The organism is Mesorhizobium sp. B2-3-2, from assembly GCF_006442295.1.
GTDB lineage: Bacteria > Pseudomonadota > Alphaproteobacteria > Rhizobiales > Rhizobiaceae > Mesorhizobium.
This window is the reverse complement of record NZ_VFWA01000002.1, coordinates 551,724-565,317: the sequence shown is the minus strand read 5'-3', so window position 1 is coordinate 565,317 and position 13,594 is coordinate 551,724. Positions and strand designations below refer to the sequence as shown.

General features: G+C 63.1%; 10 protein-coding genes and 1 pseudogene. 6 read left to right on the top strand and 5 right to left on the bottom strand.

What is annotated here, in order from left to right; translation table 11 throughout:
• Positions 1-37: 37 nt before the first annotated feature.
• The 4 genes from FJ964_RS07975 to FJ964_RS07960 all read right to left on the bottom strand — a co-directional run bounded on the left by FJ964_RS07975 (position 38) and on the right by FJ964_RS07960 (position 5,130).
• Positions 38-886 (bottom strand): ABC transporter permease, encoded by an 849-nt coding sequence (locus FJ964_RS07975; RefSeq protein WP_140550013.1) that lies wholly within the window; start codon positions 884-886, stop codon positions 38-40.
• A 24-nt stretch (positions 887-910) separates the two neighbouring features.
• Complete coding sequence (locus FJ964_RS07970) at positions 911-2,269, bottom strand: LLM class flavin-dependent oxidoreductase (protein ID WP_140549862.1); 1,359 nt, start codon at positions 2,267-2,269, stop codon at positions 911-913.
• A gap of 33 nt (positions 2,270-2,302) precedes the next feature.
• Positions 2,303-2,860 (bottom strand): FMN reductase, encoded by a 558-nt coding sequence (msuE, locus tag FJ964_RS07965; protein ID WP_140549861.1) that lies wholly within the window; start codon positions 2,858-2,860, stop codon positions 2,303-2,305.
• A gap of 299 nt (positions 2,861-3,159) precedes the next feature.
• Complete coding sequence (locus FJ964_RS07960; RefSeq protein ID WP_140550012.1) at positions 3,160-5,130, bottom strand: EAL domain-containing protein; 1,971 nt, start codon at positions 5,128-5,130, stop codon at positions 3,160-3,162.
• Positions 5,131-5,451: 321 nt separating this feature from the next.
• Between FJ964_RS07960 and FJ964_RS07955 the strand changes: the two genes are divergently transcribed.
• From FJ964_RS07955 to FJ964_RS07935, 5 genes and pseudogenes are all read left to right on the top strand, one after another.
• On the top strand, positions 5,452-6,486 hold the full coding sequence (locus FJ964_RS07955; protein ID WP_140549860.1) for a class I SAM-dependent methyltransferase: 1,035 nt from the start codon (positions 5,452-5,454) through the stop codon (positions 6,484-6,486).
• Between the two features lie 387 nt (positions 6,487-6,873).
• Positions 6,874-7,512, top strand: a complete 639-nt coding sequence (locus FJ964_RS07950; RefSeq protein WP_140496025.1) for a 50S ribosomal protein L25/general stress protein Ctc — start codon at positions 6,874-6,876, stop codon at positions 7,510-7,512.
• Positions 7,513-7,535: 23 nt separating this feature from the next.
• On the top strand, positions 7,536-8,279 hold the full coding sequence (gene pth / locus FJ964_RS07945) for an aminoacyl-tRNA hydrolase (RefSeq protein ID WP_140549859.1): 744 nt from the start codon (positions 7,536-7,538) through the stop codon (positions 8,277-8,279).
• A gap of 96 nt (positions 8,280-8,375) precedes the next feature.
• Positions 8,376-9,479, top strand: a complete 1,104-nt coding sequence (ychF, locus tag FJ964_RS07940) for a redox-regulated ATPase YchF (RefSeq protein ID WP_140524909.1) — start codon at positions 8,376-8,378, stop codon at positions 9,477-9,479.
• Between the two features lie 99 nt (positions 9,480-9,578).
• Positions 9,579-10,483: pseudogene (locus FJ964_RS07935) on the top strand (EamA family transporter).
• Positions 10,484-10,503: 20 nt separating this feature from the next.
• Here the strand turns inward: FJ964_RS07935 and guaD are convergent.
• Entirely contained in the window at positions 10,504-11,868 is a 1,365-nt protein-coding gene (gene guaD, locus FJ964_RS07930; protein WP_140549858.1) for a guanine deaminase, read from the bottom strand.
• A 135-nt stretch (positions 11,869-12,003) separates the two neighbouring features.
• Here guaD and FJ964_RS07925 point away from each other — a divergent pair, with 135 nt between their 5' ends.
• A complete protein-coding gene (locus FJ964_RS07925; protein WP_140549857.1) occupies positions 12,004-13,338 on the top strand; it encodes a solute carrier family 23 protein in 1,335 nt (444 codons plus the stop codon).
• Positions 13,339-13,594 lie beyond the last annotated feature (256 nt).

Genomic DNA, 13,594 nt, shown 5'->3' with positions numbered 1-13,594 from the left:
TTCACTTTCAAAAAATGACGATGATGGGGGCGGCTGTTCAACCGGCGGAACTGCTCCAGCGGCAAAGCCGCCGCTGCAGGCTGACCAGCACCTGGTTCGCGATCAGGCCGAGCGCGGCCAGGATCACGATCGACGCGAACATCAGCGGGATCTGGAAATTGTACTGCGCGTTCATCACCTGGAAGCCGATGCCTTTGTTGGCGCCGATCATTTCCGAGGCGATCAGCAGCAGCAGCGCGGTGGTCGCGCCGAGCCTCAACCCGACGAAGATCGAAGGCACGGCGCCCGGCAGCACGACGCGCCGGAATATGGTGAGCCGCCGGGCGCCGTAGACGCGCGCCATTTCGAGCAGCTTCGGATCGACCTCCTTGACGCCGCTGATCGTGTTGAGCAGCAGCGGAAACAGCGTCGCCCAGAAGATGACGAACACTTTGGAGGCCTCACCCAGACCCAGAAGCAGGATGAAGACGGGATAGAGCGCCAGCGCCGAGGTCTGCCGGAACAGTTGGAGGATCGGATCGAGCGCCGTCTCGACGCTGCGGACCTGACCCATGACGAGGCCGAGCGGGATGGCGACCGTAGCCGCCGCGGCGAAGGCGAGGCCGGCGCGCTGCAGGCTGATGGCGACGTCGCCGAGCAGACTGCCCCCGGCGAGGCCCTTCCAGAGCGCTACGACGATCATGTCGATCGGCGGCAACACCGCGGCATTGACCCAGCCGCCACTCGCCGCCGCCTGCCAGAGCGCCAGGAAACCCAGAAGCACGCCATAGCGCGACAGCAGGCGCGCCAGGGTTCGGCCAGCGAGGCTCAGAATATCGGCACCGAGCCCGTTGCCGTTTTCCTGCGCGCCGATGCCGGTCGGCCGTTCAATGTGCTGCAAAGTCATCGTCATGCCTTTCGCTTCAACGCATCATTCGGCGGCGAGCACGGTCGAACGGGCGACCGTCCAGGGGTTCTGCGGCCGCTTGAGGCCAAGATTCTCGCGCAGCGTCCTGCCCTCGTAAGCGGTACGAAACAGGCCGCGCCGCTGTAATTCGGGGACCACCAGGTCGACGAAATCGTCTAGCGCGCCGGGCAGCCATGGCGGCAGGATGTTGAACCCGTCGGCGGCTTCGTTGCTGAACCATTCCTCCAACTGGTCGGCGACCTGGGTGGCGCTGCCGATAACGGTGTAGTGGCCTCGTGCGGTCGCGACCCATTGATAGAGCTGGCGGATGGAGAAGTTGTGCTCGTCGGCGATCTGGCGGATCAGCGCCTGGCGGCTTTTCATGCCTTCGGTTTCGCGGCTCGGCGGCAGCGGTCCGTCGAGCGGATAGCCTCTGAGATCGAGCGTTTGACCGGCAAGCCCGTTGAGCAGCGCGACGCCGTCCTCGGGCAGGATCAGGTCGTTCAATTGCTGATACTTGGCTCGCGCCTCTTCTTCGGTGCGGCCGACAAAGGGCGCCACGCCCGGCATGATCAGCACCTGTTCGGGGTCGCGGCCGGCCGCCGCCACGCGGGTCTTGATGTCGCGATAGAATTCCTGCGCGGAGGCAAGGTTCTGATGCGCGGTGAAAATGACTTCAGCCGAGACCGCGGCGAGCTTGCGCCCATCCTCGGACTGGCCCGCCTGCACGACCACGGGGTGGCCCTGCACCGGACGGGGCACGTTGAGCGGCCCTTTGACACTGAAATGCTCACCCTTGTGGTCGATGTCGTGAAGCTTGTCCTTGTCGTAGAAGCGGCCCGTTTTCTTGTCGCGGATAAAGGCGTCGTCCTCCCAGCTGTCCCACAGCGCCTTGACCGTCTCGACATGCTCATGCGCTCGTGCGTAGCGCTCGGCATGGTTGGGCTGGATGTCGCGGTTGAAGTTGCGCGCCGTGTCGTCGCCGGCCGAGGTGACGACGTTCCAGCCGGCCCGGCCATTCGACAAGAGGTCGAGCGAGGCGAATTTACGGGCAAGCGTGTAGGGCTCCTCATAGGTGGTCGAGGCCGTGGCGATGAATCCGAGATGCGTCGTCAGCGGCGCCAGCGCCGCAAACAAAGTCACCGGTTCGAAGCCCGCGATCTTGGCGTTGCCGCCTTCGCGGGCGCCAAGCCCGACCGTCAGGTTGTCGGCGAGGAAATAGGCATCGAACAGGCCGCGTTCGGCGGTCAGCGCGAGCTGCTTGTGAAACTCGAAATTGGTCGCGCCGTCGGCCGGAGCGTCGGGATGGCGCCAGGCGGCGACATGCTGGCCGCCACCGGGTAGAAAGGCGCCGAGCTTGATCTGTCTCGATTTGATGGTCATGGCTGGGTCCCTCTGTTCGAAAACCATTGGAGTTCAGGCGGCGAGGCCGACGCTGTGTGCGGTCCCGACGACGCGGGAAACCTCGGCAACCGCCTGCCGGGCGCGGGCATGGATTGCCTCCGACACCAGGACGCCGTCGGCGAAATCCTTGTCCGATGCATAGATCGCGGTCGGCACGGTCAGCGCCTCGAAAAAACCGAACAGCGGCCGCAGCTGATGTTCGACGATCAGCGAGTGGCGTTCGCCGCCGCCCGTCGCGGCAAGGATGACCGGTTTCCCGCGCAACGACGACGGATCGAGCAGATCGAACAAATGCTTGAAGAGCCCGGTGTAGCTGCCCTTGAAGGTCGGCGACCCCGCGACCAGCACATCGGCGCCGACCAGTTGTTCGACGATGGCGCGGGCCGCGGGATCGAGATCGCCGAGGCGCCGTGCCGCCGGCAGCGACGGACCGAAATTTTCAATATCGTATATAGCCGAGGTCGCCCCGATGCGGTTCGCCGTCTCGCCGGCGATATGGCTGATAAAGGCCTTGGTCTTCGATGGGCGGGTCAGGTTACCGGATATTCCCACCACAAGCTTGTTCGTCATCGGGCTCTCCTCGCGGTCCTTATTCATTAATACTACCGATTTGGTAGAATTAAATGAGCGAGAAGATTTCAAAACTGACGGGATAGGGAGATTGAGTTTGCGCCGCAGCGCCCTTCAATGGTTCGGCAGATGCGGACTTTCGCCGATGGGGTCTCGCCGCTCTCGGACACCGACGGTCCCGGTTTGGCCTCCCTCGGAACGGTTGACGGTGTTCTTGCCCAACATGGCACTGCGCCACGCATTGACGAGCGATCGTCAGGACCCGCCGCCTGGATCGGCGGGACCTGCCCCAGCCCGGATCAGGCGGATTTCAGCACGGTGAATGGACGCTTGACGGTCCGCTTTGCCTGGAAACTCCCGGCCGGAGCGGGACGGCCGACGTGAAAGCCCTGGACCTTGTCAATGCCGAATTCGCGCATGAGAGCCATCTGCTCGTCCGTTTCCACCCCTTCGACCAGGATCTTGTGGCCGCGGTTTCGGACCAGGGTGACAATGTCCTGGAGCATTGCCTTGCCGTTCGGGGTGGCGCAGTCGTGAAGGAAGGAGCGGTCGATCTTCACCGTATCGAAATCGATCAGACGAAGCCACGAGAGGCCAGCGAAGCCGGTGCCGAAATCATCAAGCCAGATCTTGATCCCCAGCAGCTTCAGGTCGCTGATGCAGCGAAGAATGTCCGAATGCATCTCCATCTCCAGCCCCTCGGTGATCTCGAAGGCCAGCCTGTTGCCGGTTACGCCGGTCTCGCCCAGTATGGTCGCGACCGACGCCGCGAAGCCGGGCGTCTTGAGCTGGATCGGAGAGACGTTGACGCTGACGACGCGCACATGATCGTGCGCAAGGAGCTCGGCGCACACAGTCCTGATAGCCCAGCGCCCGAGTTCCAGGATGGCGCCGGTTCGCTCCGCTACGGGGATGAACAGGCTCGGCGGGACCGATGTGCCGTCCAGCATTTTGAGGCGCATCAAGGCCTCCACCGCTTCCACCCGGTCCGTCGCGACATCCTGGATCGGTTGATAGACCAGTGAAACGAGATCCTGGCCGATCGCGATCTTCAGCAAAGCCGCAATGTTCTCGCTCTCGTCGCTGCTCTGGGGATCGGTTGGGTCGAACAGCCGGGCACAGTTTCGACCGCCTGCCTTTGCCAGATAGAGTGCGCGATCGGCCTCGTGGATGATCTTCTCCAGCTTGGCACCGGTCTGCGTCCTTGTGAATGCGGCGCCAACGCTTACCGTCACGACCGAGATGCCGTCGCGCCGCAGTTCGTGGGTAAGCGCCAGGTTCTCGACCGTGCGGCAAATGGCTTCCGCGATATCTATGATCTGATCCTTGTTCTCCATGCGGGCCAGGACGATGAATTCTTCGCCGCCGTAGCGACCGATCGAGCCATCGTATTCCCTGATCATATCCCGCAGGGCATTGGCGACGTGGATAAGGCAACGGTCGCCCTCCTGGTGGCCGTAGCAGTCATTGAACTTCTTGAAGAAGTCCACGTCGATGAGCATCGCCACGAAACTGGTGCCGACCCTTTGCCACTCCCCCCAGTAGTCCCGCAGCTTTTCGTCGATCGCCCGTCGATTCTCCAGACCCGTAAGCGGATCGGTCCGCGACAGCCGCAGCAGGGCCTTGCCGCGTTCGGTGGCTTCCTTGTGCTGGATTTTGGCTTCCAGCGCGTTCAGGAAGACGTTGTAGCGTTCCTCGTTCAGCTTCCAGTTCACATAGGACGTGAAAGTGAAGCACGAAACATAGAAGGCGCCGAATACCATTTTGTATGTTGCCGTGGCAGGCACAAAATAGTTCACGACATACAAGACACACATGATGATGGTTGATGTCACGATCGACAAGTTGAAACTGAATGTAAAGAATAGATTTGCACTCATCATGAATATGGTGCCGAATACCATATAGTAGGCGACGCTTTCCTTGTCCGCACTCATAAAGGCCGGGAACAACCAGCCGATATAGCCGAAAATGATGGCCCCGGCGCAAGTCACGTCGAGCCATTCCGTGGCCACTCCCCGGCGAAGTTGCGCCTCCAGGATCGACAGCGCGGTCACGCCGACGGCGAAGCGCGCCATGATCGTATAGGCCGCCACGTCCGGGATCAGCAGCAGATCCGTTGCCGAAAACAGGAGATAGATGGCCACGGCGATCCAAAGCCCAGGCCGGGCTTCCAATCTTCGCTTCGCCTGGGCTTCCCTTCGGTAAAGGACGCGGAGCTCGTCGGGGCCCGGCTCGTAGCGGACTTCGTACGGCTCTACATGCGCCATGTCGGCCAGTCTGGATGACACGCGTTCGCTCTCGACAAATCCTGGTTGAAGGGGATTTTGCGTTCCAAGTTCTTTTTTGGCTTCTGCCCCCACGCGGGCCAACTCCTTGGACGCGACGGCGACTGCGCACCTCGCACGACAATGCAACGGCGCGAAACAAATTTCAGTTAATTCGGACCGGGAATCCAATGCGGCGGGTTTTAACGCGCGAACATGGTTGGCGGGAAATTAAGCATACCATTAAAATGCGTTCGGGACGACATTGGCAAATCCAGCATTCTACGCAATAAGTTAACTGACTGTTAACTATGGAGTGCGGGTGTGCAAGGTGTCTTTGATGGCCAAAGCCTAATTACTGCCGAGATGATCGCCGGCAGTTTTCCTCGAAAAAAGCCCGAGAATCACGGCGAGGCATTCGAAACCGCCCGTGCCGAGCTAGCGCTCATTCTCCACGCCACACACCAGCAGGTCGAGGAAGGCAAAGACCCTGCCGAGATCGTTCGTCGCCTGCTGTCATACCTCAACGCCCTGCGGTCCAAGGTTCATCCCGACGTTTGGCAAGCATTGATCCCGGTGGCGCAGAACCATCCGATCCTGGACTACTTTCTCCAGGACCCGCTCACCCGGTGGTCGTTCACCAAGCCGAGGGGCTATTCCGGCGACGCGCAGTTGCTCGACTACATCTACTGTGATCCGCACGTGGCCGAAAGCGTGGCCGCCGCCTCGGACACCGGGAAAGCACTCTACAGCCATACCAAGGACGTACCGTCCTGCGTGGCGGCGCGGGAACGGCGCGATCTCCTGACCCGGTATGTCGACGAGACGGCGAACAAGAGCGGACCGCAAGCCGAGGTGCTGGCGATCGCCGCCGGTCATTTGCGCGAGGCCAATCGTTCGACCGCCTTGGCCGAGGGCCGCCTCAAGCGTTGGGTTGCGCTCGATCAGGATCCTCAGAGCGTTGGATTGATCGCGCGCGACTTCCAGGGGACCGCGGTCGAGGCCGTCGACGGTTCGGTGCGGACCGTGCTCACCAGGGGCCACAAGCTGGGCAAGTTCGACCTCATCTACGCCTCCGGCCTTTACGACTACCTCCAGCACAATGTCGCCGTGAAACTCACGAAGACTTGCCTGCAGATGCTGAAGCCGAACGGCAGGTTCCTGTTTGCCAACTACGCCGAGGGCAATCCCGACGCCGGCTATCGGGAAACGTTCATGGACTGGGTGCTGCTGCTGCGCTCCGAGGCCGACATGTGGAACATCATCAATGCCAGCGTCGACCGCAACACCGTCGAGGCGCAGGTGTTCTTTGGCGAGAACCGCAACGTGCTGTATGGCGTCATCGAAAAGCGCGGATAGGGCAATTCCAGGAAAAGTGCGCAACGGCTTCCCCCGGGAAAAACACGTAGCGCTTTCCCCCGGCAATTGCGTAACGACAAAGAACTGGAGCGGGTCGGCGGTTTTATCGAACACTGACCCGCTCCGGCGACAATCGTGGACTGGCTCCGGCGTGAAGCCTCGAGCGCTTTCGGCCGGGCGAGTCGTCCCGCCCCGGGGAGCCATTGCCTTTGGATGGTTGCCTTTGGCTTGCACCTCCGGCCGCCTTCCGCTATAGAGCCGCCACCCGCGTAGACACCCTTGGAGGCAACGCGGCGGAAGGCCGCCTCACCCGGCGGCTTTCGACGTTTACGGTCCAGGCGCAATTGCCAACCGCAAACGCTCCAGAACAACGCGAAAGGAAGTGCCATGAGCCACGATACTTACGAGCTCAAGGCCGAAGCGCGCGAACAGGTCGGTAAGGGGTCCGCCCGTGCAGTTCGCCGCAACGGTAAAGTGCCTGCAGTAATTTACGGTGACAAGCAGCCTCCCCTGGCGATCGCTCTCACCTACAAGGACATCTACTACAAGATCCACGGCGGCGGGTTCCTGACCACGATCGCCACGATCGATGTCGACGGCAAGAAGATCCAGGTCCTGCCGAAGGACTTCCAGCTCGACCCGGTCAAGGATTTCCCTGTCCATGTCGACTTCCTGCGCATCGGCAAGGACACCGAGGTCAATGTCGACGTGCCTGTCCACTTCATCAATGAGGACAAGTCGCCCGGCATCAAGCGCGGCGGCGTACTCAACATTGTGCGTCACGAGGTCGAGTTCCACTGCCCGGCCAATGCGATCCCGGAATTCATCACCGTCGATCTCACCGGCGCCGACATTGGCGATTCGATCCACATCTCGTCGGTCAAGCTGCCGGCCGGCGTCAAGCCCGTCATCTCCGACCGCGACTTCACCATCGCGACCGTCGCCGGTTCGTCGGCGATGAAGCCGGAGACGGAAGAGACGGTCGAGGCTGCACCTGAGGCGGCTCCCGCCGCCGAAGAGAAGTAACTTTTTCACGCCCGGAGCTGACGATGCCGCTTGTCTTTGCAGGCCTCGGCAATCCGGGCGCGAAATATGCCGCCAACCGGCACAATGTCGGCTTCATGGCGGTGGACGCGATCGCCCGCCGCCACTCTTTTTCGCCCTGGTCTAAGAAATTCCAGGGCTTGATCGCCGAGGGCACGCTCGGCGGCGAAAAGATCATCTTGATCAAGCCGCAGACCTTCATGAACCTGTCCGGCCAGTCGGTCGGCGAAGCGCTGCGCTTCTACAAGCTTGGTCCCGGGGCGCTGACCGTCTTCTACGACGAGATCGACCTTGCGGCCGGCAAGGTCAGGGTCAAGGTGGGCGGCGGCTCGGGCGGCCACAACGGCATCCGCTCACTCGACCAGCATGTCGGCAACGCCTATCGCCGGGTTCGGATCGGTGTCGGCCATCCTGGCGTCAAGGAGATGGTGCATGGTCATGTGCTCGGCGACTTCGCCAAGGCCGACCGCGAATGGCTGGACGTGCTGCTCGACGCGATCGCCGACGACGCTGGCTTGCTCGCCAAGGGCGACGACAACTCCTTCATGAACCGCATCACGCTGGCGCTGCGCGACAAGCTCGTGCCGACGGGCGACGACGATCGCCCGCCGCCCAAGTCCCCCAAGGCGCAAGGTTCGAAGGCCCAGAGCCACATTCGCCAGGCACGGCCGCAACAGGCGCCCGCCAAGCTGCCGGAGAGCGGCCCGATGGCCGCCATGCTGAAGAAACTGTTCGGCAACAAGGACTGAGCTTGGGTCCATGGGGCGTTACAGGGCTTGACGTTGATCACCCCTATCGCCCATAGCCCACACCAAATCTCGAATTCCCGATAGGACCGGACAAAAATGGGTTTCAAATGCGGCATCGTTGGCTTGCCCAATGTCGGCAAGTCGACGCTTTTCAACGCGCTGACGAGGACGGCCGCCGCGCAGGCCGCCAACTACCCGTTCTGCACCATCGAACCGAACACCGGCGAGGTGGCGGTGCCCGATCCGCGGCTGCAGAAGATCGCGGCGATCGGCAAGTCGAAGGAGATCATCCCGACCCGCATCTCCTTTGTCGACATCGCCGGCCTGGTGCGCGGCGCCTCGAAGGGCGAAGGCCTGGGCAACCAGTTCCTCGCCAACATCCGCGAGGTCGATGCCATCGTGCATGTGCTGCGCTGCTTCGAGGATGACGACATCACCCATGTCGAGGGCCGCATCGACCCGGTCGCCGACGCCGAGACGGTCGAAACCGAGCTGATGCTCGCCGACCTCGAGAGCCTCGAACGTCGTATCGCGCAATTCCGCAAGCGCGCGTCCGGCAAGGACAAGGAAGCCTTGACCGTGCTGCCGATGATGGAGGCAGCGCTTGAGCTTCTGCAGGCAGGCAAGCCGACCCGCATCCTGCTCGACGGCATCTCGGCGGAAGACCTGCGCATTTTGCAGGGCTTGAACCTTCTGACCTCGCATCCCGTGCTCTACGTCTGCAACGTCGCCGAGGCGGACGCGGCCACCGGCAACGAGCACACCAGGGCCGTGGAGCAGATGGCCGCGGCGCAGGGCGCCCGCACCGTCGTCATTTCGGCTGCGATCGAAGCCGAGGTTGCGCAGCTCTCCGACGAGGAAGAGATGGAATTCCTGTCCTCGCTCGGCCTTGACGAGCCCGGCCTGAACAAGGTGATCCGCGCCGGCTACGAATTGTTGCAGCTCATCACCTATTTCACTGTTGGGCCGAAGGAGACGCGGGCCTGGACCGTGCATAAGGGCGCCAAGGCGCCGCAGGCGGCCGGCGTCATCCACACCGATTTCGAGCGCGGCTTCATCCGCGCCCAGACCATCGCCTACAATGATTTCGTCACGCTGGGCGGCGAAGTAGCGGCCAAGGAAGCCGGCAAGGCGCGCGACGAAGGCAAGGAGTATGTCGTGCAGGACGGCGACATCATGCTGTTCAAGTTCAACACGTGAACAGGCCAAGCGGCGTCGCATTCCCGACAGGGTGAGGCCGTATGCAGCCGCCACCAGCCCGGCTTTTTGCCATTCCCCAGTGAAAGCGGAAGGGCGCGCATGAAAAGGACGATCCCGACCCTGGTCGGCTTCTCGGCCATCCTGACCTGGTCGTTCCTCGCGCTGCTTTCGACCGCCGCGGGCCCGATCCCGCCCTTTCAGTTGGCGGCAATGACGTTTCTGCTCGGAGGCTCAGTCGGAGCAGTCAGCTGGATCGTCCGGCCTTCGGCAGTCAGATCGCTGCGGCAGCCGTGGCAGGTCTGGGCGATCGGCACGGCAGGGCTGTGCATCTATCACTGTGCGTACTTTTTTGCCATCCAGTCCGCCCCGCCGGTCGAGGTGAGCCTGATCGCTTATCTCTGGCCATTGCTGATCGTCTTCTTCGCCGCCTTCCTGCCGGGAGAGCGGCTGAGGCCTCACCACATAGCGGGTGTGATCCTCGGCCTGGCGGGTGCGATCGTCGTCATCACCAAGGGCGGCAGCGTGGGCCTTGCCGACGGCGTGAAGCCGGGCCACGTCATTGCCCTGTTCTGCGCGTTCGTCTGGTCCGGCTATTCCGTCCTGTCGCGCCGTTTCGGCCAGGGCCGACCGACGTGGTGGCGGTGTACTGCCTCATTACCGCGGTCGTCGCCCTCACCCTCCATCTCACGCTCGAGACCACGGTCTGGCCCCAGACCATGACGCAATGGAACGCTATCGTCATTCTGGGCGTGATACCGCTCGGCGCCGGCTTCTACGCATGGGACTATGGCTGCAAGCACGGGGACATCATGATCCTGGGCGCGCTTTCCTATGCCGCGCCGCTGTTCTCGGTGATCGTTCTGCTGCTGGCCGGATTTGGTGTGTTCCACTGGTCCGTGGCGCTCGCTTGCGTGCTGATCACGGTCGGTGCGCTGATTGCCGCCAAGGACATGGTGTTCAAGCCGCGAAAAGAGCCCTCCGCGGAGGAAACAGCGCGCGCATAGGGCCCTGCGACTGGACGTGGCTATTCCCCCGCCACCGTCCTTCCGCTCACCCACACCTTGGCAATGTTGGCGCGCGCCGCATTGAGCACGATCTTCTGGAAGACATCGTCGAGCGTGTCGTCCGCCATGCTGATATGGATGTTCGAGGCCTTCGTCGTCGTGTCGATCAGCAGCGCGTCGAATTCATGCCCGACGCGAAAGCTGCCCGTCGGCAGGTCGAGCGCTTCGGCACCCCCGGCGGTGGCCAGCCAGAACGCCTCCTGATGCGTGATCGGCGCGCCGGGCGCGCCGCGCTGCGCTGCGTCCATGCCGGCATGGACACCGCTCTGCAGCGTCCTCGAGGCTGACAGCGCATGCCGGCAGCCGTCGAAGAGCGACGGGCTGTAGCCGCCGGAAATGTCCGTCCCGAGCCCGACATGCATGTGCCGGTCCAGCGCGTCGCGCAGCGGAAACACCGCATTGGCGAAATAGAAGTTGGACAGCGGGCAATGCGCGACGCCAGCCCTCTTCTCCTTGATGAGGTCCATATCCCGCCCGTCGATAAAATTCGAATGCGCCAGGATGGTGCGGCGCGTCAGCAGGCCGAAATCGTCCAGGCTTGCCGCGTCGGTGCGGCCGAGGCGCGTCTCGACGAATTCTTTCGCCCAATCGCTCTCCGAGCAATGTGTCTGCACGTGGCAGCCGAACTCGGAAGCGAGTTCGCCCAGGCCTTGCAGCGCCGCATCCGTGCAGCTTGGGATGAAGCGCGGGGTTATCACCGGCCGGACCAGGGGCCTTTCGCCCGAAGCCATCGCCCTCACCGCCTCGATGAACCGCCTGGTGTCCGACACCGCGCTTGCCGCGTCGGCATCGCGATAGAAAGGCGGGCACTGTTCGGGATCGTCCATCGCCACCTTGCCGACCAAAGCGCGCTGGCCCTTTTCGAGGCATATCTCGGCGAGCGCCAGGCTGGCCTCGACATGGACGGTGGCGAAATAGAGCGCCGTGGTGGTGCCGTTGGTGAGAAGGTTATCGACCAGGTCGGCATAGACCTCGCGGGCGTAGCCGACGTCGGCATAGCGCGCCTCGAGCGGAAACGTGTATTTTTGCAGCCAGACCTCGAGCGGCACGTCCAGTGCCTTGCCCATTTGCGGCCATTGCGGCGCATGGATGTGCAGGTCGATCAGGCCGGGCAGCAGGAACTGGCCCTCGCCGAGCTCCACCAGCCTGCCCGCCTGGCGGGCATCGCTCTTCCTCGCCGCATATTCTGGATCGCCGGGTGCGAGAATCTCCGCGATCCGTCCCCGTGCATCGATGCTGAACAGATGGTCCTTCAGCACCTCCAGCCGGCCGCGCTCGGGCGTATGGAAGGCGGTGCCAAGCAGCGTGAAGGCCTCTCTTGTCATGGATCGCTCCGGTTGCGCTGGCGCGTGTGGCCGTTATTGCATGGCGCGCAAGAAAACAGTTGGCAAACCTTTGCGCCGCTGTCCTTTGGCGCCGACTGATCCCATGATCGGCCGGGAAATTCCAGAGGGGACATCATGGAACGCACTGCACCGGAAATCACCTTGATCGCTCAGCCGGACGATCCGCTGCCACTGGGCAAGGCCGCCCTGCTCGGCCTCCAGCACGTGCTGGCGATGGATGTTTACATCGTGCCGTTCGTCATCGCATCGGTCCTGGCCTTCAGCGTCGGCGATGCCGGCGCCTTCATCCAGTCGGCCTTCGTCGCGGCGGGCATCGCGACCCTGATCCAGTCGCAGCTTCTGATGCGGCTGCCGGTGGTGCAGGGGCCGTCCTTCGTGCCGATCGGCGCAGTGCTGGCCATAGCCTTCGGCGCTGGCGGCGGCATTGCCGGCCTTTCCGCCGTGATCGGAGCGCTCATTCCCGGCGCCATATTGGTCATGCTGCTCGGTTCGCCGACGGGGCTCTTCCATCGCCTGGTGGACCGCTTTGTCCCGCCCATCGTCGGCGGCGCCATCATCATCGTCGTCGGCATCGCGCTGATGCCGGTCGCACTCCGCGAAAGCGTGTTCGCGGTCCACGGCACTGCCACCGTCGGCGGCAATATCATCCTTGCCTTTGTTGCGGCGGCGGTGCTCGTCGGCTGCATGCTGACCGGCATGGCGCTCGGCGCAAAGGGCGCCTGGCTGCGCCTGCTCTCCGTGATCATCGCACTTGTGGCCGGCTGCGTGGCCGCCGCCTCCATGAGCCAACTCAACATGGGAGCGGTCTCCGAGGCGACCTGGTTTTCGATGCCGCGCGTCGCATTCCTCAACCTCGACGTGACGTTCTCGCTCTCGGCGGCGCTCACGATGCTCATCGTCTATATCGTGGTCCTCGCGGAAACCACCGGCACCTGGTTCGCTGTCGGCGCCGTCATCGACAAGCCGCTGTCGAACGAACAGCTCGACAGGGGCGCCACCGGCGAAGGCCTCGGCTGCCTGGTCAGCGCACTGCTTTGCAGCACACCGGTCACCGGCTATTCGTCGAATGCCGGCATCATCGCCATCACCGGCATCGCCAGCCGCGCCGCCTTCGCCGCGGCAGGCATCTTCCTGGTCCTGTTCGGACTGATCGGCAAACTGTCGGCGGTCATCGCCTCGATCCCGGGCCCGGTCATCGGCGGCGTGTTCGGCGTGCTCTGCGTCATCATCGCCATGAACGGGTTCCGCGTCGTGCGCAGCACGCCGCTGACGGAAAGGAACATGCTGGTCGTCGGCCTGCCGATCCTGATGGCCCTGTTTGCCACGCTTGCGCCGCCGGATTTCGTCAAGACGCTTCCCGATATCGTGCAGTACATTCTGGGCTCGTCCATCGCCTTCGGCGCCGTCTGGGCTATCGTGCTGCACCAGATCCTGCCGAGCGCCCGATAGGGACATTCGCAGGCCGGCCCCCGGCGGGTCCGGCCTGCTCTCCACGATAAGCCCGAAGCGCGGTCGATTACCCGACCTGTCGAAGCTCTCATACTGCCGGCTGCTCGACGAATTTTTCTGAGCCTTCCTGGTGTCGACTCCAAGTCCGGCTTGTCTTGATTTTGTCATGCCGCAAGTCTAAGCGGCGGGCACAGGCTCGGCGCACGAAGCATAGTGCGATCCGATCCGACGCAGCAATCCGAACGCGCTTTCCGGC

What these genes read in the sequence shown, in the direction of transcription:
- FJ964_RS07975 (WP_140550013.1), bottom strand. Translation starts at nt 886, where the DNA reads ATGACTTTGCAGCACATTGAACGGCCGACCGGCATCGGCGCGCAGGAA.
- FJ964_RS07970 (WP_140549862.1), bottom strand. Translation starts at nt 2,269, where the DNA reads ATGACCATCAAATCGAGACAGATCAAGCTCGGCGCCTTTCTACCCGGT.
- msuE (WP_140549861.1), bottom strand. Translation starts at nt 2,860, where the DNA reads ATGACGAACAAGCTTGTGGTGGGAATATCCGGTAACCTGACCCGCCCA.
- FJ964_RS07960 (WP_140550012.1), bottom strand. Translation starts at nt 5,130, where the DNA reads ATGGCGCATGTAGAGCCGTACGAAGTCCGCTACGAGCCGGGCCCCGAC.
- FJ964_RS07950 (WP_140496025.1), top strand. Translation starts at nt 6,874, where the DNA reads ATGAGCCACGATACTTACGAGCTCAAGGCCGAAGCGCGCGAACAGGTC.
- pth (WP_140549859.1), top strand. Translation starts at nt 7,536, where the DNA reads ATGCCGCTTGTCTTTGCAGGCCTCGGCAATCCGGGCGCGAAATATGCC.
- ychF (WP_140524909.1), top strand. Translation starts at nt 8,376, where the DNA reads ATGGGTTTCAAATGCGGCATCGTTGGCTTGCCCAATGTCGGCAAGTCG.
- guaD (WP_140549858.1), bottom strand. Translation starts at nt 11,868, where the DNA reads ATGACAAGAGAGGCCTTCACGCTGCTTGGCACCGCCTTCCATACGCCC.
- FJ964_RS07925 (WP_140549857.1), top strand. Translation starts at nt 12,004, where the DNA reads ATGGAACGCACTGCACCGGAAATCACCTTGATCGCTCAGCCGGACGAT.